The 22,864-nt window shown below is 71.3% G+C and carries 23 protein-coding genes and 1 riboswitch; of the genes, 11 read left to right on the top strand and 12 right to left on the bottom strand.

The window, feature by feature from the left end; genetic code table 11:
- The 3 genes from ACWD5D_RS29240 to ACWD5D_RS29230 all read left to right on the top strand — a co-directional run.
- A partial coding sequence (locus ACWD5D_RS29240; protein WP_451375746.1) for an ISL3 family transposase occupies positions 1 to 1,317 on the top strand: 1,317 nt, incomplete at its 5' end.
- A gap of 51 nt (positions 1,318 to 1,368) precedes the next feature.
- Entirely contained in the window at positions 1,369 to 1,602 is a 234-nt protein-coding gene (locus tag ACWD5D_RS29235) for a hypothetical protein (protein WP_451375745.1), read from the top strand.
- Positions 1,603 to 1,635: 33 nt separating this feature from the next.
- Entirely contained in the window at positions 1,636 to 2,208 is a 573-nt protein-coding gene (locus ACWD5D_RS29230; RefSeq protein ID WP_451375744.1) for a hypothetical protein, read from the top strand.
- 30 nt (positions 2,209 to 2,238) lie between these two features.
- Here the strand turns inward: ACWD5D_RS29230 and ACWD5D_RS29225 are convergent, their stop codons facing one another.
- The 5 genes from ACWD5D_RS29225 to thrC all read right to left on the bottom strand — a co-directional run bounded on the left by ACWD5D_RS29225 (position 2,239) and on the right by thrC (position 7,828).
- Positions 2,239 to 3,366 carry an NADH:flavin oxidoreductase gene (locus ACWD5D_RS29225; RefSeq protein WP_451375743.1) on the bottom strand — a complete coding sequence of 376 codons (1,128 nt, stop codon included), beginning with the start codon at positions 3,364 to 3,366 and terminating at the stop codon, positions 2,239 to 2,241.
- Positions 3,367 to 3,572: 206 nt separating this feature from the next.
- The gene (gene groL / locus ACWD5D_RS29220) at positions 3,573 to 5,195 is read right to left on the bottom strand and encodes a chaperonin GroEL (protein WP_451375742.1); all 1,623 of its coding nucleotides are present in this window, start codon (positions 5,193 to 5,195) and stop codon (positions 3,573 to 3,575) included.
- 435 nt (positions 5,196 to 5,630) lie between these two features.
- A complete protein-coding gene (locus ACWD5D_RS29215) occupies positions 5,631 to 5,837 on the bottom strand; it encodes a cold-shock protein (RefSeq protein WP_016436693.1) in 207 nt (68 codons plus the stop codon).
- Positions 5,838 to 6,269: 432 nt separating this feature from the next.
- A complete protein-coding gene (locus tag ACWD5D_RS29210; RefSeq protein WP_451375741.1) occupies positions 6,270 to 6,545 on the bottom strand; it encodes a MoaD/ThiS family protein in 276 nt (91 codons plus the stop codon).
- Positions 6,542 to 7,828, bottom strand: coding sequence for a threonine synthase (gene thrC / locus ACWD5D_RS29205; protein ID WP_451375740.1), 1,287 nt, complete (start codon positions 7,826 to 7,828; stop codon positions 6,542 to 6,544). The genes ACWD5D_RS29210 and thrC overlap by 4 nt, the downstream gene beginning before the upstream one ends.
- 17 nt (positions 7,829 to 7,845) lie before the next feature.
- Positions 7,846 to 7,986, bottom strand: a riboswitch (SAM riboswitch).
- A gap of 158 nt (positions 7,987 to 8,144) precedes the next feature.
- Here thrC and ACWD5D_RS29200 point away from each other — a divergent pair.
- Together ACWD5D_RS29200 and ACWD5D_RS29195 are read left to right on the top strand one after the other, a co-directional pair.
- Positions 8,145 to 9,116 carry a glucosyl-3-phosphoglycerate synthase gene (locus ACWD5D_RS29200; protein WP_451375752.1) on the top strand — a complete coding sequence of 324 codons (972 nt, stop codon included), beginning with the start codon at positions 8,145 to 8,147 and terminating at the stop codon, positions 9,114 to 9,116.
- Positions 9,117 to 9,221: 105 nt separating this feature from the next.
- Positions 9,222 to 10,640, top strand: coding sequence for an alpha,alpha-trehalose-phosphate synthase (UDP-forming) (locus tag ACWD5D_RS29195; protein ID WP_451375739.1), 1,419 nt, complete (start codon positions 9,222 to 9,224; stop codon positions 10,638 to 10,640).
- Here ACWD5D_RS29195 and otsB read toward each other — a convergent pair whose 3' ends face one another.
- The 3 genes from otsB to ACWD5D_RS29180 all read right to left on the bottom strand — a co-directional run bounded on the left by otsB (position 10,641) and on the right by ACWD5D_RS29180 (position 13,084).
- Complete coding sequence (gene otsB, locus ACWD5D_RS29190) at positions 10,641 to 11,477, bottom strand: trehalose-phosphatase (protein WP_451375738.1); 837 nt, start codon at positions 11,475 to 11,477, stop codon at positions 10,641 to 10,643.
- Positions 11,478 to 11,597: 120 nt separating this feature from the next.
- On the bottom strand, positions 11,598 to 11,822 hold the full coding sequence (locus ACWD5D_RS29185; RefSeq protein ID WP_451375737.1) for a DUF3263 domain-containing protein: 225 nt from the start codon (positions 11,820 to 11,822) through the stop codon (positions 11,598 to 11,600).
- A 35-nt stretch (positions 11,823 to 11,857) separates the two neighbouring features.
- Entirely contained in the window at positions 11,858 to 13,084 is a 1,227-nt protein-coding gene (locus ACWD5D_RS29180; RefSeq protein ID WP_451375751.1) for an extracellular solute-binding protein, read from the bottom strand.
- 130 nt (positions 13,085 to 13,214) lie between these two features.
- On the opposite strand from ACWD5D_RS29180, the gene ACWD5D_RS29175 reads away from it, so the two are divergent.
- The 3 genes from ACWD5D_RS29175 (at position 13,215) to ACWD5D_RS29165 (ending at position 16,487) form a co-directional block, all read left to right on the top strand.
- Entirely contained in the window at positions 13,215 to 14,228 is a 1,014-nt protein-coding gene (locus ACWD5D_RS29175; protein WP_451375736.1) for an ROK family protein, read from the top strand.
- Positions 14,218 to 15,438: an N-acetylglucosamine-6-phosphate deacetylase gene (nagA, locus tag ACWD5D_RS29170; protein WP_451375735.1), complete on the top strand. Its 1,221-nt coding sequence runs from the start codon at positions 14,218 to 14,220 to the stop codon at positions 15,436 to 15,438. Before ACWD5D_RS29175 ends, nagA begins: the two co-directional genes overlap by 11 nt.
- A 119-nt stretch (positions 15,439 to 15,557) precedes the next feature.
- Positions 15,558 to 16,487, top strand: a complete 930-nt coding sequence (locus ACWD5D_RS29165; protein ID WP_451375734.1) for a 1-phosphofructokinase family hexose kinase — start codon at positions 15,558 to 15,560, stop codon at positions 16,485 to 16,487.
- Positions 16,488 to 16,517: 30 nt separating this feature from the next.
- On the opposite strand, the gene ACWD5D_RS29160 is transcribed toward ACWD5D_RS29165, so the two are convergent.
- Complete coding sequence (locus tag ACWD5D_RS29160) at positions 16,518 to 17,465, bottom strand: carbohydrate-binding protein (protein ID WP_451375733.1); 948 nt, start codon at positions 17,463 to 17,465, stop codon at positions 16,518 to 16,520.
- Positions 17,466 to 17,583: 118 nt separating this feature from the next.
- Complete coding sequence (gene cdgB, locus ACWD5D_RS29155; RefSeq protein WP_451375732.1) at positions 17,584 to 19,242, bottom strand: diguanylate cyclase CdgB; 1,659 nt, start codon at positions 19,240 to 19,242, stop codon at positions 17,584 to 17,586.
- A 349-nt stretch (positions 19,243 to 19,591) separates the two neighbouring features.
- Here cdgB and ACWD5D_RS29150 point away from each other — a divergent pair, with 349 nt between their 5' ends.
- A complete protein-coding gene (locus tag ACWD5D_RS29150; protein WP_451375731.1) occupies positions 19,592 to 20,164 on the top strand; it encodes a flavin reductase family protein in 573 nt (190 codons plus the stop codon).
- A gap of 61 nt (positions 20,165 to 20,225) precedes the next feature.
- Entirely contained in the window at positions 20,226 to 20,684 is a 459-nt protein-coding gene (locus ACWD5D_RS29145; RefSeq protein ID WP_451375730.1) for a GNAT family N-acetyltransferase, read from the top strand.
- Positions 20,685 to 20,694: 10 nt separating this feature from the next.
- On the opposite strand, the gene ACWD5D_RS29140 is transcribed toward ACWD5D_RS29145, so the two are convergent.
- Together ACWD5D_RS29140 and arfB are read right to left on the bottom strand one after the other, a co-directional pair.
- A complete protein-coding gene (locus tag ACWD5D_RS29140) occupies positions 20,695 to 21,564 on the bottom strand; it encodes a sigma-70 family RNA polymerase sigma factor (RefSeq protein ID WP_451375729.1) in 870 nt (289 codons plus the stop codon).
- 109 nt (positions 21,565 to 21,673) lie between these two features.
- Positions 21,674 to 22,111 (bottom strand): alternative ribosome rescue aminoacyl-tRNA hydrolase ArfB, encoded by a 438-nt coding sequence (arfB, locus tag ACWD5D_RS29135; RefSeq protein WP_451375728.1) that lies wholly within the window; start codon positions 22,109 to 22,111, stop codon positions 21,674 to 21,676.
- 146 nt (positions 22,112 to 22,257) lie between these two features.
- Between arfB and ACWD5D_RS29130 the strand changes: the two genes are divergently transcribed.
- Positions 22,258 to 22,833, top strand: a complete 576-nt coding sequence (locus ACWD5D_RS29130; RefSeq protein WP_451375727.1) for a TerD family protein — start codon at positions 22,258 to 22,260, stop codon at positions 22,831 to 22,833.
- The last annotated feature ends 31 nt before the right edge of the window (positions 22,834 to 22,864 follow it).

The following is a 22,864-nucleotide window of genomic DNA, read 5'->3' as shown; positions in this document are numbered from 1 at the left end:
GTCAACGATACGACGTTGCTGCTCGGTCTCGACGGGGTGTCCGTCGCGAGGATCGAGTCACTGCCCGACGGGACGCGTCGGGTGCACCTGATCACGGCAGACGAGGCGGCGCGGGCCTGCCCGTCCTGCGGGGTCCTCGCCTCCCGGGTGAAGGGGCCGGCGGTGACCCGGCCGCGTGATCTGCCCTACGGGGAGCGGGGGTTGGAGTTCTTCTGGCACAAGCGCCGCTGGTGGTGCCGCGAGCCGAAGTGCCCGAGGAAGTCGTTCACCGAGAGCATTGCCCAGATACCGGCCGGGGCGCGGATCACCGCCCGGCTGCGCCAGGCGGCCGGGCACCGGGTGCGCGATGCCGGCTCCACCGTCATCCAGGCCGCCCGCGACCTGCATCTGTCCTGGCCAACGGTGATGGGCGCCTTCCGTATATCGGCACGCGAGGTGGTCGACGCTCCGCTGCCCGAGGTGAAGGTACTGGGCATCGACGAGACCCGGCGGGGCAAGACGAAGTGGGAACAGGACCCCGAGTCCGGCAAGTGGCGTCTGACCCGGGACCGGTGGCACACCGGGTTCGTCGACGCGCTGGGCCACGGCGGACTGCTCGGCCAGGTCGAGGGCCGCACCGTCGCCGACGTCCTGGCCTGGCTGTCCACCACACCACTGACCTGGCGCAAGAACATCCGCCACGTCGCCATCGACATGTCGGCCACCTACCGCGCCGCGATCCGCACCAGCCTGCCCGACGCCACCGTCGTGGTCGACCACTTCCACGTCGTCCAGCTCGCCAACAAGATGCTCTCCATGGTCCGGCGCCGCACCACCGCCGAGATCCGCGGACGGCGCGGACGCGCCAGTGACCCGGAGTGGAAGGCGAGGCGGCGCCTGCTGCGCAACCGCGAGGACCTCACCGACGAGCAGTTCGAAAAGATGTGGAACCCGCTGCTGGCCGAGGGGAAGGTCGGCCGCATCCTGCTGACGGCGTGGATCGCCAAGGAGTCCCTGCGCAACCTCCTCGCCCTGGCCCGCACCGGCGCCGACCGCCACCGCATCGGCCATGCGCGGTGGAAGTTCCTGACCTGGTGCGCGGACTCCGACATCCCCGAAGTCCGCCAGCTCGCCGTCACCGTCGACCGCTGGTGGCCCGAGATCTCCGCGTTCGTCGACACCGGCCACAGCAACGCCAAGAGCGAGGGGATCAACCGCGTGATCAAGCTCGTCGCCCGCGCCGCCTTCGGGTTCCGCAACGCCGGCAGCCAGCGCCTACGCACACGCTGCGTCACCACCCGCCGAGCCCGCGGACACCTCCGCACCGCTCAACTTTGAAGACCCCCGAAACCCGCGTGACGCGCCCTGCGACCGTTCGTTTCCCCGGTCATGACGAAGAAGCTCCTGACCACCGCCGCCCTCACCGCCACCGCCACCGCCGCCGTCCTGGCCACCCCCGCCCACGCCCGGACGCACACCGACGACCACTGGACCGCCACCGGCACCACCAGGTGCGCCGCCGACCTCGCCGTCGTCCCCGTGGTCAAGGCCGTCTCCCCGCTGCCCCTGAACGACACCGCCCCCGCCTGCGGCGAGGGAAGCCTGCTCCACCACGGCGGCTGAACCGCTGGAGTCACGGGTGAGAAGCTGGGAGGCATGAACCACGCCCAGTTGACGGCGCTCGGCCGTGCCCTGCGGGTGCTCGGGGAGCACGGGGAGGCGCTGACCGCCGACACCCCGGACGGACGGCTGCACGAGATCAAGGCCGATCTGCGCAGAGCGCTCGATCTGCTGGACGAGAGCGTCGCCACCAGCGCGCCCAGCACCCGGTGCCCGGAGCATCCGAACGGGCCGGTCGACGAGAGCGCGCCCGATCTGTGTCTGCTGTGCGAGACCCGGCGCCGGGCCGCACGGCGGGCGGAGTACGGGGGTGGCCGGCCGCAGGGCGCGGAGGCCCCGGCGACCGCCCCCTCCCGGTACGGCGTGCGCGCCGACCGCCCGCAGCCCCAGCAGCGCTGGCTGCCGGAGGCGTGGAACGGGCGGGAGTGGCAGTTGTGCGGCACGCCCCGGCGGGACCGGCAGGAGGCCGAGGCCTATCTCGCCGCTCAGCGGCGCGGCTCCCGGCCCGCCATGGCGTACCGGCTCGTCCACGAGTTCACCGACTACGAGGTGCTGCGGGTGTGGGGGACGCCCGTGTACGTCGACATCGAGCCGATGGGCAACCTGTAGGCGCCCCCCACCGCCACCGGCCTCGCGGCGTCAGCTGAGCGTCTTCAGCGCGGCCGCGTCGTACGACTTCAGCTCGTCGAAGCGGCCGGCGAGCACCTTGGCGGCCCACTCGGGGTCCTGGAGCAGCGCGCGGCCGACGGCGACCATGTCGTACTCCTCGCTCTCCAGCCGGTCGAGAAGGTCATCGATGTCCTTGACCGGGGAGCCCTCGCCGCGGAACGCGTTGACGAAGTCGCCGTCGAGGCCGACCGAGCCGACGGTGATGACCGGCTTGCCGGTGAGCTTCTTGGTCCAGCCGGCGAGGTTGAGGTCGGAGCCGTCGAACTCGGGGAGCCAGTAGCGGCGGGTGGAGGCGTGGAAGACGTCGACGCCGGCGGCGGCCAGCGGGGTGAGGAGGGCCTCCAGATCCTCGGGGCTCTCGGCGAGACGGGCGGTGTAGTCCTGCTGCTTCCACTGCGAGTAGCGGAAGATGACCGGGAATTCGGGGGAGACCTTCTCGCGGACCGCCGCGACGATCTCCGCCGCGAACTTCGTACGGGCCACCGGGTCGCCGCCGTAGGCGTCCGTGCGGCGGTTGGTGCCCGCCCACAGGAACTGGTCGACGAGGTAGCCGTGGGCACCGTGGAGCTCGACGCCGTCGAAGCCGATGCGCTCGGCGTCGGCCGCGGCCTCGGCGAACGCGGTGACGACGTCGTCCAGGTCCGCTTGCGTCATGGCCTTGCCGGTGGGCTCGGCGCCCTCGGTGACCAGGCCGGACGGGCCGAGGGCGGGAGCGTCCGCGAACGGCGGCTCGCCCTGCTTGCGGACCATGCCGATGTGCCACAGCTGCGGCACGATCGTGCCGCCCGCCGCGTGCACCTCCTCGGCGACCTTCGCCCAGCCCGCCAGCTGCTCCTCGCCGTGGAACCGGGGCACGCGGTCGCTCTGGCCGGCCGACGGGTGGCCGACGTAGGTGCCCTCGGTGACGATCAGGCCGACACCGGCGGCGGCACGGCGGGCGTAGTACGACACCACGTCCTCACCGGGGACACCGCTCGGGGAGAACATCCGGGTCATCGGCGCCATCACGATCCGGTTGGGCACCCTCAGCCCGTTGAGCCGGATCGGACGGGACAGGATCTGGGCGGCGCGGGAGGCGGGGGGCGTCGTGGCGGTCACGTGGGGGGCTCCTCGTGCGTGGCGATGTTGACCAGTTGGTATGTGCATGCGCATTGATGCACGTTCTTAAGTAAAGGAGCCTACGGCGTCCCGCATTCCCCCCGCCCACGGCCCTGCTGTGATCCCGGACACGCCCGAGGGCGGCACCCCCTGTCGCAGACAGGAAGTGCCGCCCTCGGTAAGGACGTTGATCAACCAGAGGTCGATCAGAAGTCCATGTCACCGCCCGGCATGCCGCCCGGGGCGGCCGCGGCGGCCTTCTCCGGCTTGTCGGCGATGACGGCCTCGGTGGTGAGGAACAGCGCGGCGATGGAGGCGGCGTTCTGCAGCGCGGAACGGGTCACCTTCGCCGGGTCGATGATGCCCTCGGCGACCAGGTCGACGTACTCGCCGGTCGCGGCGTTCAGGCCGTGACCCGGGGTCAGGTTGCGCACCTTCTCCACCACGACACCGCCCTCGAGGCCGGCGTTGACGGCGATCTGCTTCAGCGGGGCCTCCAGCGCGAGCTTCACGGCGTTGGCGCCGGTCGCCTCGTCACCCTCGAGCTCCAGCTTCTCGAAGACGTTGGTGGTCTGCAGCAGGGCCACGCCACCACCGGCGACGATGCCCTCCTCGACGGCGGCCTTCGCGTTGCGGACGGCGTCCTCGATGCGGTGCTTGCGCTCCTTGAGCTCCACCTCGGTGGCGGCACCGGCCTTGATGACCGCGACACCGCCGGCGAGCTTCGCCAGGCGCTCCTGCAGCTTCTCGCGGTCGTAGTCCGAGTCGCTGTTCTCGATCTCGGCGCGGATCTGGTTGACGCGGCCGCCCACCTGCTCCGAGGAGCCGGCACCGTCGACGATGGTGGTCTCGTCCTTGGTGATGACGACCTTGCGGGCGCGGCCCAGGAGGTCCAGGGTCGCGTTCTCCAGCTTGAGGCCGACCTCCTCGGAGATGACCTCGCCGCCCGTGAGGATGGCGATGTCGCCGAGCATGGCCTTGCGGCGGTCACCGAAGCCCGGGGCCTTGACGGCGACGGACTTGAAGGTGCCGCGGATCTTGTTGACGACCAGGGTCGACAGGGCCTCGCCCTCGACGTCCTCGGCGATGATCAGCAGCGGCTTGCCCGACTGCATGACCTTCTCCAGCAGCGGGAGCAGGTCCTTGACCGAGGAGATCTTGGAGTTGGCGATGAGGATGTAGGGGTCCTCGAGCGACGCCTCCATGCGCTCCATGTCGGTCGCGAAGTACGCCGAGATGTAGCCCTTGTCGAAGCGCATGCCCTCGGTGAGCTCGAGCTCCAGACCGAAGGTGTTGCTCTCCTCGACGGTGATGACGCCTTCCTTGCCGACCTTGTCCATGGCCTCGGCGATCAGCTCGCCGATCTGGGTGTCGGCGGCGGAGATGGACGCGGTGGAGGCGATCTGCTCCTTGGTCTCGACGTCCTTCGCCTGCTCCAGCAGGGCGGCGGAGACGGCCTCGACGGCCTTCTCGATACCGCGCTTCAGAGCCATCGGGTTGGCACCGGCGGCGACGTTGCGCAGGCCTTCCTTGACCAGGGCCTGGGCGAGCACGGTCGCGGTGGTCGTACCGTCACCGGCGACGTCGTCCGTCTTCTTGGCGACTTCCTTGACCAGCTCGGCGCCGATCTTCTCGTACGGGTCCTCGAGCTCGATCTCCTTGGCGATGGAGACACCATCGTTGGTGATCGTGGGGGCGCCCCACTTCTTCTCGAGGACGACGTTGCGGCCCTTGGGGCCGAGCGTCACCTTGACGGCGTCCGCGAGCTGGTTCATGCCGCGCTCGAGGCCGCGCCGCGCCTCCTCGTCGAACGCGATGATCTTGGCCATGTGAAGTGGTCCCTCCAGGACTGGGGGTGATTCCTTCGGACCGCGCCCGCGCCCGCGACGGACGGCTCGCCGGCCTGTGGTTCCTTGCCCCACGTGGCCTGCGGGCCTCACCGACCCGGTCCATTTTTGTCACTCTCACCTTCAGAGTGCTAACGCCAATGATTAGCACTCGGCATGCACGAGTGCAAGGCGCACCCGCGAAGCGGGTCCGTTGAGGGGTGGTGGTCGGGCGACAGTTCAACACGCGCCCGCGCAGCGGGCTCCATGAGGGGCGGTGGCCGGGTGGCGGGTGGGAGCAAGCGCCTGGAGGGTGTACGGCACCTCCGTCAGCCGCACGCGAACAGGAGTGCCGGGCACGACGAAGGGTCCGTACCCCGGGAGGTACGGACCCTTCGAAGACGAACAGAAGTACGTCGCTGTCAGTCGACGCGTGCTTCAGCCGGCCGCCAGCCGGACCATGTCCGCCTGCGGGCCCTTCTGGCCTTGCGAGATCTCGAAGTCGACCCGCTGCCCCTCTTCCAGGGTGCGGTAACCGTCCATCTGGATCGCGCTGTAGTGGACGAATACATCCGCACCACCGTCGACCGCGATGAAGCCGTACCCCTTCTCCGCGTTGAACCACTTGACGGTGCCCTGAGCCATGCCTAACTCCCCTATTACTGGCCCTTGCACAGATCCACACTTCGCGGATCCGGGTCAGACCTCACCCCCCAATCGGGCGGGGGCGTGCGCCGGAACGCGTCGACCGCGGCTGAATGTATCTGTCCAACTGCCGTCTGCAACAGGTCAATCGGACGAGAAATCTGGACGACACCGGTCCGGAATTTAGCGAGAAGTCGCCTGAATGCAGGGCAAGTCGGGCCCCGTGAAAACCACAAATGCCGCATATAACCCGGCCTTTTTGGCTACTTCTTATCGGGTGCGCGGCATCGTTCCAGGGCCCCCGACCCGTCCGGGCGGGAGCGCGTTCCCCAACTCTACCGCGCTCAATCACACAGAATGGCCCCCTCCGCTTCTCTCACGGAGGGGGCCATTCGATGAACAGTCGGTAACTGTCCTTACCTTGGGTAATTCTCAGCCGCCGGCGACGGCCGGAATGATGGAGACACCGGCCCCGTCCGGGGTGGCCGTCTGAAGGCCCTGCTCGAAGCGGACGTCGTCGTCGTTCACGTACACGTTGACGAAGCGGCGCAGCTTGCCCTGGTCGTCCAGGACGCGGGCGGCGATCCCCGTGTGGTTCTTCTCCAGGTCCTCGATGACCTCGGAGAGGGTCCCGCCCTCGGCGGCGACCTCGGCCTGACCGCCGGTGTAGGTGCGCAGGATGGTGGGGATGCGAACGGTCACGCTCATGATGCGAGGCCAGCCTCTCGGAAGGAGTCCAGGGTCGGGCGGATGGTGGCGGTGAGGCCGGTGCCGGCCACCGCGTCGAGGGTCTTGAGGCCGTCGCCGGTGTTGAGGACGACCGTGGTGAGCGAGGGGTCCAGGACGCCGTTGTCGATCAGCTTCTTCGTGACGCCGACCGTCACACCGCCCGCCGTCTCGGCGAACACGCCCTCGGTGCGGGCCAGCAGCTTGATGGCGTCGACGACCTGCTCGTCCGTCACGTCCTCCACGGCACCGCCGGTGCGGCGCGCGATGTCGAGGACGTACGGCCCGTCGGCCGGGTTGCCGATGGCCAGCGACTTGGCGATGGTGTTCGGCTTCTGCGGCCGGACGACGTCGTGCCCCGCCTTGAACGCGGTCGACACCGGCGAGCAGCCCTCGGCCTGGGCGCCGAAGATCTTGTAGGGCCGGTCCTCGACCAGACCGAGCTTGATCAGCTCCTGCAGACCCTTGTCGATCTTCGTGAGCTGGGAGCCGGAGGCGATCGGGACCACGATCTGGTCCGGCAGCCGCCAGCCGAGCTGCTCGCAGATCTCGTACGCCAGGGTCTTCGACCCCTCCGCGTAGTACGGCCGCAGGTTGACGTTGACGAAGCCCCAGCCCTCGCCGGCCGGGTCGCCGATCAGCTCGGAGCAGAAGCGGTTCACGTCGTCGTAGTTGCCCTCGATGCCGACGAGTTCCCCACCGTAGACCGCGGCCATGACGATCTTGCCCTGCTCCAGGTCGTGCGGGATGAACACGCAGGAGCGAAAGCCCGCCCGGGCGGCCGCGGCGCCGACGGCGCCGGCCAGGTTGCCGGTGGAGGAGCAGGAGAGCGTGGTGAAGCCGAAGGCGCGGGCGGCCTCCAGGGCCTGGGCGACGACGCGGTCCTTGAAGGAGTGCGTCGGGTTGCCGGAGTCGTCCTTCACGTACAGGCCGCCGGTGACGCCCAGTTCGCGCGCCAGGTTGTCGGCCTTGACGAGCTTGGTCCAGCCGGGGTTGATGTTCGGCTTGTCGGCCACGTCGGCCGGGACCGGAAGCAGGGGGGCGTAACGCCAGATGTTCGCGGGGCCGGCCTCGATCCGCTTGCGCAGTTCCTCGGGCTCGTAGGCCGAGAAGTCGTACGCGATCTCCAGCGGGCCGAAACACTCCTCACAGGCGAACACCGGTCCGAGGGGCACCCGGTGACCGCACTCGCGACAGCTCAACGCCGCGGCGGGGCCGAGATCGACGGTGGGATTGCTGGTGCTTGCAACTGTCTGCACAGCCATGGAGGCGAGGCCCTTTCTCCTCATCTTCCTCACGACGCATCTCGCCGTGAGACGGATTTGGCACCTTCCCTAGCCGGGAGCCTCGCGTGAACGAGTGACCGACTGGAGGGTTGCCGGGGCTTCATCGGGCCGTATCCCTCTGCCCCTCTGGATGAGCGGTATTCGGTTGTAGACGCTGACGACCCCCGACAGGCGGTGGTCATCGGCGTTGCTCAAGACTGTAACCGAAGGCCAGGACAGTTGAGAGAGTCGTCCGAACCGCGAGATGGATCACCCGGTGCCCGGGGATGATCACGACAGTGAGGAGCCGCAGACCGTGCTGGAAGAAGTCGAGCGCTGGCTGGCCACCCGCTCCTGGTCCGTGGCCGACCGACCGCTGCACCGCGTGCTGGCCGCCAAACAGCGCACCGGCCAGTCCGTCTCCGTCGTCCTGCCCGCGCTCAACGAGGAGGAGACCGTCGGCGACATCGTCGCCGCGATCCGCCGCGACCTCATGGGGCAGACCCCGCTGGTCGACGAGATCGTCGTCGTCGACTCCGGATCCACCGACCGCACCTCCGAGGTGGCGGGCGCCGCCGGCGCGCGGGTCGTCCACCGCGACAGCATCCTCCCCCGCATCCCGGCCGTGCCCGGCAAGGGCGAGGTGCTGTGGCGCTCCCTGCTGGTCACCAGCGGCGACATCGTCTGCTTCGTCGACGCCGACCTGCGGGAGTTCTCCTCGGACTTCGTCCTCGGCATCGTCGGCCCGCTGCTCACCGACCCGGACGTCGACCTGGTCAAGGCGATGTACGACCGCCCGCTCACGGTGTCCGACGGGAGCGCCCCCGGCACGACGGCCGCCGGGCAGGGCGGCCGGGTCACCGAGCTGATGGCCCGCCCGCTGCTGAACATGCACTGGCCGCAGCTGGCCGGCTTCGTGCAGCCGCTGGGCGGCGAGTACGCGGCCCGCCGCTCCCTGCTGGAGCAGCTGCCGTTCCCGGTCGGGTACGGCGTGGAGCTGGGCATGCTGGTCGACGCCCTGCACCTGGTGGGTCTGGACGCGCTGGCCCAGGTGGACGTGGGCGTGCGCAAGCACCGGCACCAGGACGGGCAGGCGCTGGGCCGTATGGCCGCGGCGATCTACCGCACGGCACAGCTGCGGCTCGCCCGCGGACACCTCGTACGGCCCTCCCTCACCCAGTTCGAACGGGGCGAGGACGGATTCGAGCCGCGCACCTACTCGGTGGACACCGAGGAACGGCCGCCGATGGCGGAGATCGCGGAGTACGCGGCGCGCAGGGTGGCGTGAGGGGCGCACGCGGTAGCCGAATCCGGCTGTATCCGGTTGTATACAGCCCCCTTCCGGGGCAGACCGTACGTTTGAGCGTTTCCGCGCCGGGCTAGGTTGACGCTTATGGCTTCCACCCATGGTGCTGAGGTGCTGGTCGCGTCCAACCGCGGCCCGGTTTCGTACGAGGTCCTCGAGAACGGTTCGCTGCGGGCCAGACGGGGCGGTGGCGGGCTGGTCTCCGGGCTGTCGGCCATCGGGCCGGAGGCCGGCGCGGTGTGGGTGTGCGCCGCGCTGGGCGACGGCGACCGCGAGGCCGCACGGCGCACGGGCGGCGGGCCGCTGCCGGACGAGGACACCGGCGGGCAGCGGGTGCGGATGCTCGGCATCGACCCGGACGTGTTCGCCGACGCCTACAACGGCATCGCCAACTCGGTGCTCTGGTTCGTCCACCACATGCTCTACCAGACCCCGCTGGAGCCGGTCTTCGACGCGGAGTTCCGCCGGCAGTGGGAGGCGTACCGGGTCTACAACCACGCCTTCGCCGAGGCGCTGGCCGAGGAGGCGGCCGAGGGCGCGGCGGTCCTGATCCAGGACTACCACCTGGCGCTCGCGCCCCGGATGCTCCGGCAGCTCCGCCCCGACCTGCGCATCGGCCACTTCTCGCACACGCCCTGGGCGCCGCTGGACTACTTCCGTCTCCTGCCCGACGACATCGCCGCCGAGCTGCTCACCGGCATCCTCGGCGCGGACCGGGCGGCGTTCCTGACCCGGCGGTGGGCGGACGCGTTCACCGACTGCTGCCACGCGATCCTCGGCCCCGGCATTCCGTCCGGGACCCGGATCGGGGTGCACGGGCTCGGGGCCGACGCGGACTTCCTGCGCGAGCGGGCGCACCGGCCGGACGTGTCCGAGCGGATGGCGGCCCTGCGCGAGGAGATCGGCGAGGGGCGCCGGACGATCGTCCGGGTGGACCGGACGGAGCTGTCGAAGAACATCGTGCGCGGGCTGCTGGCGTACCGGCAGCTGCTGGGGGATCACCCCGAGTGGCGCGAGCGGGTGGTGCATCTGGCGTTCGCGTATCCGTCGCGGCAGGACCTCGCGGTGTACCGCGACTACACGGCCGAGGTGCGGCGGGTCGCGGAGGAGATCAACGCCGAGTTCGGCAGGCCGGGTTGGACGCCGGTCGTGCTGCACGTCCTGGACGACTTCGCGCGGTCGCTGGCCTCGTACCGGCTCGCGGACGTGGCCCTGGTCAACCCGATCCGGGACGGCATGAACCTGGTCGCCAAGGAGGTGCCGGTCGTGTCGGACGAGGGGTGCGTCCTGGTGCTGTCGCGGGAGGCGGGGGCGTACGAGGAGCTGGGGGAGGACGCGCTGGTCGTGAACCCGTACGACATCGGGGGCACGGCGCGGGCGTTGCACGAGGCGCTCGGCATGCCGGCGGGCGAGCGGGCGGAGCGGTCGAAGAGGCTGGCCGCGGCCGGTACGGCGTTGCCTCCGGCGCAGTGGTTCCTGGACCAGCTGACGGCGCTGGGCGGCTGATCAGGCCATGTGGGCCGCCAGGTTCCGGAGCAGGGACACGACTCCCCCGGGGCCGTCCACCACCAGGTCCGCCCGTTCCGCCAGTTCCGTGACCTCGGTGCTACCGCTGCAGACGAGGAGGCCGGGAACGCCGTCGGAGCGGAGCTTGTCGACGGCGGCGTAGGCGGGGAGGTCGCCGAGGTCGTCACCGGCGTAGAGGACGGACTCGGCGCCGGTGGCGCGGGCGTGGTCGAGGAGGGCGATGCCCTTGTCCATGCCGGGCGGGCGGAGTTCGAGGACCATCCGGCCGGGCTCGACGATCAGGCCGTGCCGGGTGGCGAGGTCGGCGAGGGGGGCGCGCAGGGCCTCGAAGGCGGCCTGGGGGTCCTCCGCGCGGCGGGTGTGGACGGCGAGGGCGCGGCCCTTCTCCTCGATCCAGGTGCCGTGCCAGGCTCCGACGCTGTCCAGGACGCCCGGCAGCTCGGCGCGGACGGCGGCGACGCCGGGATGCGGGGGCGGGGCGGTGACCGTGCCGGTCACGGCGTCCCAGCGTTCGGCGCCGTAGTGGCCGAGGACGGTCAGGTGGTCCAGGCCGGGGACGCCGGCGAATCCGCCGTGGCGGACCGCGACGCCGGCGGGTCTGCCGGTGACCACGGCGACGGAGGCCACCTTCGGGGCGAGGGCGGCGAGCGCCGGTACGGCGTCGGGGTGGGCGCGGGCCTGCTCGGGGTCGGCGACGATCGGGGCCAGCGTGCCGTCGAAGTCGAGGGCGATCACGGCGGAACGCGGCCGCGCGAGCAGTGCCCGCAGTCCGTCCCGGCCGGCCTGGGTCACCGGGGTCGGCAGAAGGTCCTCCATACAGCGACACTATCCAGGCCGGGCGGTGCTCACTCCTGGGATCGCGCCCCGGACCCTGTTCTCCCACCCGGTTCTCCCACCCGCGACCGAGGCTCTGCGCCGCCCGTCGGAAGCGGGGCCTCAGCGCTCCGAGCGGCGCGATTCCCGGACTCTTCGCAGGCGGTTCACCGTGACCGGGTCGTGGGCCAGGGCTCGTTCGTCGTCCAGGAGGGCGTTGAGGAGCTGGTAGTAACGGACCGGGGGCAGGCCCAGTTCCTCGCGTATCGCGCGTTCCTTCGCGCCGGGGCCGGGAAAGCTCCGGCGCTCCAGCGCGAGGACGGCCTTCTCGCGGGTGCCCAGTTCCATGGGGGTCACGGTAACGCCGGGCACCGACATCCGGCTCAGTTCGCGGCGCTGACGTCCGCGTCCGTGGCAGTCGCCTGCAGGCGGCCCAGGACACCGGCCGGGCTGCCGCCGGGGACGACCGCCTGGCCTATGTCCTTCTTCACGGCCGCGCTGACCGCCGCCCAGGTGGTCTTGCCGACGGGGTACAGCTCGGAGGTCGGCAGCTGGTCGAGGAAGGGGTGCAGGGCCTTGTCGGGGGCCGCGTCCGAGGCGCTCATGGCAGCGGACGCGGAGCCGGTGACGGGCAGCAGGCCGTACTCGCGGGAGAAGCGGAGGACGTTCTTCTTCTCGTACACGAAGTCGAGGAAGTCGCCGATCTGCTCGGCGTGCCCGTTCTGCCTGAAGCCCATCATCCAGTCGGCGACGCCCATCGCCGCCCCGGCGCCGCCGGTGCGGCCGGGCATCGGCACCATGCCGAACTTCACGCCCTTCGCGGCGGCCTGCTGGATGAGCGTGGGGTGTCCGTTGAGCATGCCGACCTGGCCGTCTGCGAAGGCGGCGAAGGCGTCCGCGCGGTTGAGGCTGCCCGGGGCGACGGGACCGGTCAGGCCCTTGCCGACCAGCTCGTCCTTGAGCCAGGTGAAGGTCCGGGTGTTCTCGGCGGAGTCGAGGGTGTAGGTGCCGACGTCGTCGGTGTAGGCGCTGCCACCGCTCAGCAGCCACTGCATGGTCTCTGCCTGCGCCTCCTCGGGGCCGAGCGGCAGCGCGAACGGGTACTTCACGCCCTCGGCCTTGAGCGCGGCCGCGTCGAAGGCCAGCTCGGCCCAGGTGGTGGGCGGGGTGATGCCGGCCTCGTCGAACAGGGCCTTGTTGTAGAAGAGGACCCGGGTGGAGGCGGCGAAGGGGATGCCGTACTGGAGGTGGTTCCACTCGCCCGCGTCGGCGAGCGGGGAGAGGAAGTCGGCCTGGGTGCGGATGGAGAGCAGGTCGGAGACCTGGTACAGCTTGCCCGCGGCCGCGTAGTCGGCGTAGGCGCCGATCTGGGCCATGTCGGGGGCGTGCCCGGCGTCGGCCATCTCCTTGACCTTGCGGTCGACGTCGTTCCAGGAGTACACGCTGACCTGGACCTTCGTCCCGGGGTGCGTCGACTCGTACGCGCGGACGAGGCTGTCCCAGTACTTCTGGGAGCTGCCCGCCGCCGAGTCTCCGTAGTCGGCCGCGACCAGCTTGAGGGTCACGTCCGGGCCCCCCGTGGTCCCGCAGCCGCCGAGGACCGCCGTCATGCCCAGTGCGGACACCACCGCGATCGTTCCCGCTCCACCCCGACGCACCCTCGAAGCCCCCACCCTGCTGTCTCGCTGTTCAATATGTGGACACGTAAGGTCTACACCACGTGAGTGGACTAGACCTCTCATGGGTCGGAGGGCCACACTAGGCCGCGTGAGACATGTCATCGCCCTGGACGTGGGCGGTACCGGGATGAAGGCCGCCCTCATCGGCGCCGACACTGCGCTTTGCGGGGGAACACCCCCCGGACCCCCCGTACTCCTGCACCGCGCCCGCCGGGCCACCGGCCGCGAGCGCGGGCCCGACGCGGTGGTCGAGAACATCCTCGGCTTCGCCGCCGAGCTGCGCGACCACGGCGTCGAGCAGTACGGCGAACCGGCCGCCGCGGCCGGCCTCGCGGTCCCCGGCATCGTCGACGAGGAGCACGGCATCGCCGTCTACGCGGCCAACCTCGGCTGGAAGGACGTGCCTCTGCGCGCCCTGCTCGCCGAGCGGCTCGGCGTGCCCGTCGCCCTCGGCCACGACGTGCGCACCGGCGGCCTCGCCGAGGGCCGGATCGGCGCGGGCCGGGGCGCCGACCGCTTCCTGTTCGTGCCGCTCGGCACCGGCATCGCCGGCGCGATCGGCCTGGACGGCCGGGTGGAGGCGGGCGCGCACGGCTTCGCCGGCGAGATCGGGCACATCGTCGTACGGCCCGGCGGCACCCCCTGCCCGTGCGGGCAGCGCGGCTGCCTGGAGCGGTACGCCTCCGCGTCCGCCGTCAGCGAGGCGTGGGCCACGGCCGGCGGGGACCCGGATGCCGACGCGGCCGACTGCGCGAAGGCGGTCGCGGCCGGCGACCCGGACGCCGTCCGGGTGTGGCAGGCGGCGGTGGACGCCCTCGCCGACGGCCTGGTCACCGCGCTCACCCTGCTGGACCCGCGCACGCTCATCATCGGTGGCGGCCTGGCCGAGGCGGGGGAAGTGTTGTTCCAGCCCCTGCGGGACGCCGTCCGGCAGCGGGTCACCTTCCAGAAGCTCCCGGCCATCGTCCCGGCCGCCCTGGGCGACACGGCGGGATGCCTGGGCGCGGGTCTGCTCGCCCGCGACCTGCTGACATCGACTTCTACGACTCCGGAGGTAGCACCTGATGGCCACTGAGCGGGACTCGCACACCCCGGAAGCGGACAGTGCCACGCAAGGGGCGCGGGGAACCGCGCGACCGGCCCCCACGGGCCCGCGGGTACTGACCGGCGCACGCGTGGTCCTGCCCACCGGAACCGTGGAGAACGGCCAGGTGGTGGTCGACGGCAAGCGCATCACCGCCGCAGCCCCGGCCGACGCCCCGATCATCGACCTCACCGGCCACTGGCTGGTCCCCGGCTTCGTCGACATCCACAACCACGGCGGCGGCGGAGCCTCCTTCTCCGGCACGGTCGACGAGATCATGAAAGCCGTCCGCACGCACCGCGCCCACGGCACCACCACCCTCGTCGCCTCCACCGTCACCGACGAGATGGACCTGCTGGTCCGGCAGGCCGGGCTGCTGAGCGAGCTGGCCGAGCAGGGCGAGATCGCCGGCATCCACTTCGAGGGCCCGTTCATCTCCCCGTGCCGCAAGGGCGCGCACTCGGAGGACCTGCTGCGCGACCCGGAGCCCGCCGAGGTGCGCAAGCTGATCGACGCGGCGCGCGGCAGGGCGAAGATGGTCACGCTCGCCGCCGAACTGCCCGGCGGCGTCGATTCCGTACGGCTGCTCGCGGAGCACGGGGTGATCGCCGCGATCGGGCACACGGACGCGACCTACGAGCAGACGGTCGAGGCGATCGACGCGGGCGCCACGGTCGCCACCCACCTCTTCAACGCCATGCCCGCCCTGGGCCACCGCTCCCCCGGCCCGGTCGCCGCCCTGCTGGAGGACGAGCGGGTGACGGTCGAGCTGATCAACGACGGCACGCATCTGCACCCGGCCGCACTGGAGCTGGCGTTCCATCACGCGGGCGCCTCCCGGGTTGCGTTCATCACGGACGCGATGGACGCGGCCGGCATCGGCGACGGCCGCTACATGCTCGGCCCGCTGGAGGTCGAGGTCAGCGAGGGAGTGGCCCGGCTGGTGCACGGCGGCTCGATCGCCGGCTCCACGCTCACCATGGACCGCGCGTTCAAGCGGGCGGTGACCGTCGACGGGCTGCCGGTCGCGGACGCCGTCGCCGCCCTGTCCGCGAACCCGGCCCGGCTGCTCGGCATGTCCGACCGCATCGGCTCGCTGGAGCCCGGCAAGGACGCCGACCTGGTGGTGCTGGACGCGAACTTCGACGTGAAGGGCGTGATGCGGCAGGGCGAATGGGTCGTAGCGCCCCAACTGCCCTGATCCGTGACCCCCTTCCCGCGACGGGGGCCGGTCCGACCCCTGGGCCGGTCGCCGTCTCTTTGGCATGATCGACCCCCCGGAAACCGAAGACGTGCCAACTTCGAGGGAGGTCGGACCGGGTGCTCCTCACGGTCACGCTCAACACCGCTCTCGACATCACCTATCGCGTACGGTCCCTGCGGCCCCACGCCTCACACCGCGTCTCGGACGTCACCGAACGGCCGGGCGGCAAGGGCGTGAACGTGGCCCGGGTACTGGCCGCGCTCGGGCACGAGGTGACGGTCACCGGGTTCGCGGGCGGCGCCACCGGGCACGCGGTGCGCGAACGGCTCACCGGGACACCCGGTCTGACGGACGCGCTGGTGCCGGTGACGGGAGCGACCCGGCGCACGATCGCCGTCGTCGACGAACTCTCCGGTGACACGACCCAGTTGAACGAGCCGGGTCCGCAGATAGCACCGGCCGAATGGGGCACGTTCCTGGACCGGTACGAGGAACTGCTGGGCTCCGCCTCGGCGGTGGCCCTCTCCGGCAGCCTGCCGCCGGGTGTGCCGGTCGGCGCGTACGCGACCCTGGTCCGCGCGGCCCGCTCCGCCGGGGTTCCGGTGCTGCTGGACACCAGCGGGGAGCCGCTGCGCCGCGGGGTCGCGGCCCGCCCGGACATCGTCAAGCCGAACGCCGAGGAACTGGCCGAACTCACCGGCTCCCACGAGCCGTCCCGCGCCACCCGGGACGCCCGCCGCCGGGGCGCTCACGCGGTCGTGGCCTCCCTCGGCGCGGAGGGCCTGTTCGCGGTCACCCCGGAGGGCCGCTGGCGCGCCGCCCCGCCCGCCCGCGTCCACGGCAACCCGACCGGCGCCGGCGACTCGGCGGTCGCCGGCCTGCTGTCCGGCCTGGTGGAACACCTCCCCTGGCCGGACCGCCTCGCCCGCGCGGTCGCCCTGTCGGCGGCCACCGTACGGGCCCCTGCGGCGGGGGAGTTCGATGCGGCGACCTACGAGGAACTGCGCGAGCGGGTCGCGGTGACCGGGGTGTTCAGCGCGGCCTAGGGTCTGACCGCCCGATCCGCGGGGCGGACCCTAGCTGTCCCGCTTGACCTGGCCCTTCTTCAGCCAGAGCTGGTCCAGCAGGACGTTGCACTTGTCGCCGGCCTGGCAGGAGACGGAGATCGTGTTGTCGCCCTTGTTCAGGGTCGGCCACACGAAGGAGGTCGTCCAGCCCTTGGCGAAGTCACCGTCGGCCGCGTCCCGGTAGTTCTTCAAGCGGAGCTTGCTGCCGAACTCCTTGCCGTTGACGGTGACCGTCATCTCCTGGTCCTCGCCCGCCGCGCTGTAGTTCACGAAGAGGGTGTACGCACCGTCCTCGGGCACGGTCGCCGTCCAGGTCGCCGAAGCGCCGACCGTGTTCAGGCCGCCCACGTAGACGCCACCCGCCGCCTTGGCGCCCTCGACACCCGTGGTCTTGGCCGCGCCGCCCGCCAGCTGGAGGGCCTGGGCGTCCGTCTTCGGCAGCTCGCCCGCCGGGGCCGAGCCGGTCTTGGAGGGGCTCGGGTCACTGGTCTGGGACTGGACCGGGGGCGTGGTGGGGTCGTTGCCGGCCGAGTCGTCCGAGTTGCCGTTGATCATCGCGACACTGATGCCGATGACGACGGCGGCGACCACCGCGATCGCGCCGATCAGCAGGCCCTTGGTGTTCGGACCGCCACGGCCGCCGCCGGCGGGCGCGGGCCGGTGGCTGCTCGGGGCGCCGCCGGGGAGGGTCTCGGGCGCCTGGTAGTGGGCGTTCGGCTGGCCGTAGACAGCCTGCTGCTGCGGGACCGTGGCCTGGGGCTGGGGCTGGGTCTGGCCGTACGGGGCCTGGGGCTGGCCGTACTGGCGCTCGCCGACCGCGCGCACCCTGCTGACCGAGTTCGGGTAGCCGTAACCACCGGACGGCGGCTGGGCTCCTCTGGCCTGGCCATCGGCGTAGAGGTAGCCGAACGGGTCCTCGTCCTCGGGCGTGCTCGCGCCGTTGTCGCCGGGCGTCATGCCTAGGTACTCCTCAACAGGTGCGGGCGGATGCGATACAGGGTTGGAAAGGCGAGCCTACCCGCTCCGGCTGGTCCGAACGGGTGACTCAGACCGCACCAATTCGCTGACCTGCGGATCAGCCGGCACGACGATGTTGTTTGGGACGAGATCGTTTCTCTACGTACATCCGCTCGTCGGCCGACTTCAACACTTCGTCCGCAGTCATGCCGCAGTGTGCCCAGCCGATGCCGAAACTCGCCCCCACCCGGACGGCCCGGCCCTCGGCGCGGATCGGCTGGATGATCTCGTTGCGCAGGCGTACGGCGAGGTCCTGGGCGTCGGCCTTGCCGAGGCCGTCGGCGAGGATCACGAACTCGTCGCCGCCGAGCCGGGCGACCGTGTCACCGTCGCGTACGGCCCGGGACAGCCGCCGCGCGACCTCGACGAGGACCGCGTCGCCCGCGTTGTGACCGAACCGGTCGTTGATCGACTTGAAGCCGTCCAGGTCGCAGAAGAGGACCGCGAGGCCCTTGGTGCCGTCGTCGCGGCCGTCCTCGGGGGCGGCGGTGTGGACGTGGTGGTCGAAGCCGTCGTAGGACTGCGGCACGGGCGGGTAGTCGAAGCCGTGGCCGGCGGGGGTGTCGAAGGCGGGGTGGCCGTAGGCCGCGTCCAGGGACTGCAGGGCGTCGCCGGGGTGGGCGGGGCGCTGGCACAGCCGGGCCGAGAGGCGGGAGCGCAGCTCGGCGGAGTTCGGCAGCCCGGTGAGCGAGTCGTGGGAGGCGCGGTGGGCGAGCTGGAGCTCGCGGCGCTTGCGCTCCTCTATGTCCTCGACGTGGGTGAGCAGGAAGCGGGGGCCGTCGGCGGCGTCCGCGACGACGGAGTTGCGCAGGGACACCCAGACGTAGGTGCCGTCGCGGCGGCCCAGGCGCAGCTCGGCCCGGCCGCCCTCGGCGGAGGTGCGCAGGAGGGTGCCGATGTCCTCGGGGTGGACGAGGTCGGAGAAGGAGTAGCGGCGCATCGCGGAGGCGGGGCGGCCCAGCAGCCGGCACAGGGCGTCGTTCGTCCGCAGGATGCGGCCGTGCTGGTCGCCGCCCATCTCGGCGATGGCCATGCCGGAGGGCGCGTACTCGAAGGCCTGCCGGAAGCTCTCCTCGCTGGCCCGCAGAGCCTGCTGCTCACGCTCCAGACGGACCAGGGCGCGCTGCATATTCGCACGTAGACGCGCGTTGCTGATGGCGATGGCGGCCTGGAAGGCATACATCTGCAAGGCCTCGCGGCCCCAGGCGCCGGGGTGGCGGCCGTTGCGCGGGCGGTCGACCGATATGACCCCGAGCAGCTCGCCGCAGGAGCTGCCCTGCACGCCGGGCGTGTACATCGGCGCGAAGAGCCGGTCGGAGGGGTGCCACTCGTCCTCGAAGCGCGGCGCGGGCCCGTCGGTGAACCACTGCGGGACGTCGTCGTCGTCGAGCACCCAGCCCTCGGTGTGGGGTATGAACACCAGGTCGCCCCACTGCTCACCCATGCCCAGCCGCCGGTCCCACGCCTCGCGGGAGCCGACCCGGCCGGTGATCAGGGCTTCGGCGGCGGAGTTCCCGGAGAAGGCGGCGACGACGAGGTCGCCGTCCTGGCGGACGAGGTTCACGCACGCCATCTCGTACCCGAGGGCGCCGACCACGCCGTCGGAGACCGTCTGCAGGGTGTCCGCCAGGCTGCGTGCCGTGTTCATGTCGGCCATGACCTGGTGCAGCTGACGGAGGGACGCAAGACGGACATACGGCTCCGACTCGGTTTCCATGCTCGCCCTCCCCCCGAGACCTCGCGGCGAATCAAGGGTCATCTAGCTTCCCAGCCACTGAATCACAGCGCGCTCCCCACTCGGTACACAGGGTCAACAATTCCCGCCTCTTGTGACTCAAGTCACAGGAGAAGCTGAACAATTGAGTGGGGTTTCTGCTTTTTCCCGTTCCGCCTGCGACCGCAAGGGTAGTGACCGTGCGCGGATGATGCGCGAACCGTTCCGGTGTCCGACGTTCTGACCTCCCTGGTTCGTCCGCCCTGCTCAGTTGTTCGGTCCATGGTCCTAGGACCCGGCTCGGGCCGAGGCCCGATGCGACGCGTGCGCGGCGGCGACTAGCGTTTCCGGCGTGCTGAAGACTGCCTCCCTCACCGCCACCCCAGCTTCCGGGCATGCTGAGGGGGTGAGCAACGACGAGTTCCGGGCCGCGATGTCCCGGCTGGCCGCGGGCGTGGTCCTGGTGACCGCGCAGGAGCCGTCACTGGACCCCGACGACCCGAACGCGCCGCGCGTGGAGGACGTCGGCATGACCGCCACCGCCTTCATGTCGGTCTCCCTGGACCCGCCGCTGGTGCTGGTCAGCCTGCGCGAGGGCTCCCGCATGGACGACCTGCTCGACGAACAGCCGCTGTGGGCGGTCTCGGTGCTCTCCGAGAGCCAGCGGCACATCGCGGGCCGCTTCGCGATGAAGGGCCGTATCAGCGACCGCCTGCTCTTCGACGACATCCCCTACCTGCGCGGGGAGGCCACCGGCGCCCCCCTGGTGGGCGGCGCGCTCGCCACGCTGGAGTGCCGCACGGAGCAACGGGTGCCGGCCGGTGACCACACCCTGGTCATAGGCCGCGTCCTGACCGCACGGGTGCCGAGCGCGGACGGCGGACCCCTGCTGCATTTCCGGGGACGGTACCGGCAGTTGGGCTGAGCGGTCGGGCCCGCCCGGAATTCCGTGGCAGGTGCGGCGGAGCCCGGCCTACTGTGCGCGGATGACACCTCGCCTGGAAGCGCTGACGCCCCGGAATCTCGACGCCGCGCTCGCCGTCCGTGTGCGCCCCGACCAGGAACACACCGTCACACCGGTGGCGGAGTCCCTCGCCGAGGCGTACGTCCGCCCGGCCGGTGTCGCCTGGCCCCGCCTGATCGTGGACGGCGACCGCCCGGTCGGCTTTCTGATGGCCTTCCTCGACATCGACTGGCACGGCGACGGCAGCGTGGTCCGCTCCGGGCTGTGGCGGCTGAACATCGACGCCGGGGAACAGGGCAACGGGTACGGCCGGTTCGCCGTCGACTCCGTCGCCGAGGAGCTCCGGCGCCGGGGCACCGAGAAGTTGTACGTCACCTGGCACCCCGGCCCGGACGGCCCCGAGGAGTTCTACCTCCGGCTGGGCTTCCGCACGAACGGGGAGACGAGCGGCGGCCAGACCGTCGGCGTGCTGGAGCTGTGAGGCCGGGTGGCTAGGTCCCTTCGATCTCGACGGTGAGTCCGGCCACCCGCTCCGGGTCGGTCACGACCTCCACGACGGCGATGCGGTCGCGGACGACGGTGAAACGCAGTGCCCGCTCCGGTCGGCCGTCGGAGTCCAGGACCACGGCTCCGGGCAGGCCGTCGACCAGCGCGACACCGGCAGCGCGGCCGAAGCTCGCGTACGTCACCGCGCCGGAAGCCACCGCCGTCGCGCCGGTCGTCACACCGGCCTCGCTGCGGGCGACCACGTCCGGGTCGAGCACGGCGAGCAGGCCCTCGAAGTCGCCGTCCCGGGCGGCGGCCAGGAACGCGGTGACGAGTTCGCGCTGCCGGTCCCGTCCGCTGTCCGAGGCTTCCGCACCCTGCACCCGCCGGCGGGCCCGGCTGGCGAGCTGCCGGGCGGCGGCCGGTTGCCGGCCGAGGACGACGGCGACCTCGTCGAACGGCACGGCGAACAGGTCGTGCAGGACGAACGCCAGCCGCTCGGCGGGCGTGAGGGTGTCGAGCACGACGAGAAGGGCGATCCCGACCGAGTCGGCGAGCAGGGCGCCCTGGGCGGGGTCGGGTTCCGAGGACGGTGCGGGGTGCCAGGTGTCGAGGGGGTCCTCAGCGCGGGTTCTGCGGGAGCGGAGCATGTCCAGGCAGATCCGGCCGACGACGGTGGTCAGCCAGGCCGCGAGGTTCTCCACCTGCGCGGCGTCGGTCCTGCTCAGCCGGAACCACGCCTCCTGGACCGCGTCCTCGGCCTCTGCGGCCGAGCCGAGCATGCGGTAGGCGACGGCGCGGAGGCGGGTGCGGTGCGTCTCGAAGCGGTCGGCCAGCGCGGCGAGGTCGTCGCCGCCGCTCGTGGGCTCACTCATGGGCTCACTCATGGGCTTGTTCGCCTCTCCGTCCCGTTCTTCTTCGTGCGGTCGGTGGAACGACGGACGGACGGGCGGGGATGTGACACGACGCTGCCGGGTGCGGGGGTTACGTCCAGTCGCGGCCCGTGCGGCCCCTCTTGGTTTCGGAGCGCTGCTTCTTTTCGCGGAGGCGGCGTTCGTTGATGCCGCGTGGGATGCGGGTGGCGCGGCGGGGTCTGGGGGGAGGGGCGGTGGCTTCGGCGAGGAGGGAGGCGAGGCGGACGGCGGCGGTCTCGCGGTTGCGCCACTGGGAGCGGTGCTCGGAGGCACGCACGACGACGACCCCGTCGACCAGACGCCCGGCCAGCCGCTCCAGCGCCCGCTCCTTCCACACCGGAGGCAGCGCCTCGGTGCGCGCGAGGTCGAAGCGAAGCTCCACCTGCGAGTCACTGGTGTTGACGTGCTGCCCGCCGGGCCCGGACGACCTCGAGAAACGCCACGCCAGCTCGGCCTCGGGAAGCGAGACCGAGCCACGGATGATGTAGGGCCCGGACATGTGTCCCATGGTCCCGGTACCGCCCGCCCCACGTCACCCGGTTTTCGCAGGTAAAAAAGGTAAAGGGACCAGGAACCACCGGGACCCCCTCGACGTTCTTCCCGGTGACGGTAGCTTCGTCGGCACAGATTCCTAACGGGAAGGACTCCCACATCATGGCTGTAAGCCTGTCCAAGGGTGGCAACGTCTCGCTCACCAAGGAGGCTCCGGGCCTGACCGCCGTCACCGTGGGCCTCGGCTGGGACGTCCGCACCACCACCGGCACGGACTTCGACCTGGACGCCTCCGCCATCGCGGTGAACCCGCAGGGCAAGGTCTACTCCGACGGTCACTTCGTGTTCTTCAACAACAAGCAGACCCCGGACAACACGATCGTCCACACCGGCGACAACCGCACCGGTGAGGGCTCCGGCGACGACGAGGCCATCAACGTCAACCTGGCCGCGCTCCCGGCCGACATCGACAAGGTCGTCTTCCCGGTCTCCATCTACGACGCCGAGAACCGCGGCCAGAACTTCGGCCAGGTCCGCAACGCCTACATCCGCATCGTCAACCAGGCCGGCGGCGCCGAGATCGCCCGCTACGACCTCTCCGAGGACGCCGCCACCGAGACGGCCATGGTCTTCGGCGAGCTGTACCGCAACGGCGCGGAGTGGAAGTTCCGCGCGGTGGGCCAGGGTTACGCCTCGGGCCTGGTCGGCATCGCCCAGGACTTCGGCGTGAACGTCTGATCCTCGGTCACGGTCACGCTCGTCGACCTCT

The organism is Streptomyces sp. NPDC002520 (assembly GCF_053595235.1).
This window is presented reverse-complemented; position numbering and strand designations above follow the sequence as displayed.

Bases quoted from the DNA above. Each gene is read 5' to 3' on its own strand.
- otsB (WP_451375738.1), bottom strand. From the start codon at position 11,477: ATGGAGGACCTTCTGCCGACCCCGGTGACCCAGGCCGGCCGGGACGGA.
- nagA (WP_451375735.1), top strand. From the start codon at position 14,218: ATGGCCACTGAGCGGGACTCGCACACCCCGGAAGCGGACAGTGCCACG.
- ACWD5D_RS29145 (WP_451375730.1), top strand. From the start codon at position 20,226: ATGACACCTCGCCTGGAAGCGCTGACGCCCCGGAATCTCGACGCCGCG.
- ACWD5D_RS29175 (WP_451375736.1), top strand. From the start codon at position 13,215: ATGGGTCGGAGGGCCACACTAGGCCGCGTGAGACATGTCATCGCCCTG.
- ACWD5D_RS29215 (WP_016436693.1), bottom strand. From the start codon at position 5,837: ATGGCTCAGGGCACCGTCAAGTGGTTCAACGCGGAGAAGGGGTACGGC.
- ACWD5D_RS29180 (WP_451375751.1), bottom strand. From the start codon at position 13,084: ATGACGGCGGTCCTCGGCGGCTGCGGGACCACGGGGGGCCCGGACGTG.
- ACWD5D_RS29195 (WP_451375739.1), top strand. From the start codon at position 9,222: ATGGCTTCCACCCATGGTGCTGAGGTGCTGGTCGCGTCCAACCGCGGC.
- ACWD5D_RS29140 (WP_451375729.1), bottom strand. From the start codon at position 21,564: ATGAGTGAGCCCACGAGCGGCGGCGACGACCTCGCCGCGCTGGCCGAC.
- ACWD5D_RS29235 (WP_451375745.1), top strand. From the start codon at position 1,369: ATGACGAAGAAGCTCCTGACCACCGCCGCCCTCACCGCCACCGCCACC.
- ACWD5D_RS29230 (WP_451375744.1), top strand. From the start codon at position 1,636: ATGAACCACGCCCAGTTGACGGCGCTCGGCCGTGCCCTGCGGGTGCTC.
- ACWD5D_RS29210 (WP_451375741.1), bottom strand. From the start codon at position 6,545: ATGAGCGTGACCGTTCGCATCCCCACCATCCTGCGCACCTACACCGGC.
- thrC (WP_451375740.1), bottom strand. From the start codon at position 7,828: ATGGCTGTGCAGACAGTTGCAAGCACCAGCAATCCCACCGTCGATCTC.
- ACWD5D_RS29130 (WP_451375727.1), top strand. From the start codon at position 22,258: ATGGCTGTAAGCCTGTCCAAGGGTGGCAACGTCTCGCTCACCAAGGAG.
- groL (WP_451375742.1), bottom strand. From the start codon at position 5,195: ATGGCCAAGATCATCGCGTTCGACGAGGAGGCGCGGCGCGGCCTCGAG.
- cdgB (WP_451375732.1), bottom strand. From the start codon at position 19,242: ATGGAAACCGAGTCGGAGCCGTATGTCCGTCTTGCGTCCCTCCGTCAG.
- arfB (WP_451375728.1), bottom strand. From the start codon at position 22,111: ATGGGACACATGTCCGGGCCCTACATCATCCGTGGCTCGGTCTCGCTT.
- ACWD5D_RS29185 (WP_451375737.1), bottom strand. From the start codon at position 11,822: ATGGAACTGGGCACCCGCGAGAAGGCCGTCCTCGCGCTGGAGCGCCGG.
- ACWD5D_RS29160 (WP_451375733.1), bottom strand. From the start codon at position 17,465: ATGACGCCCGGCGACAACGGCGCGAGCACGCCCGAGGACGAGGACCCG.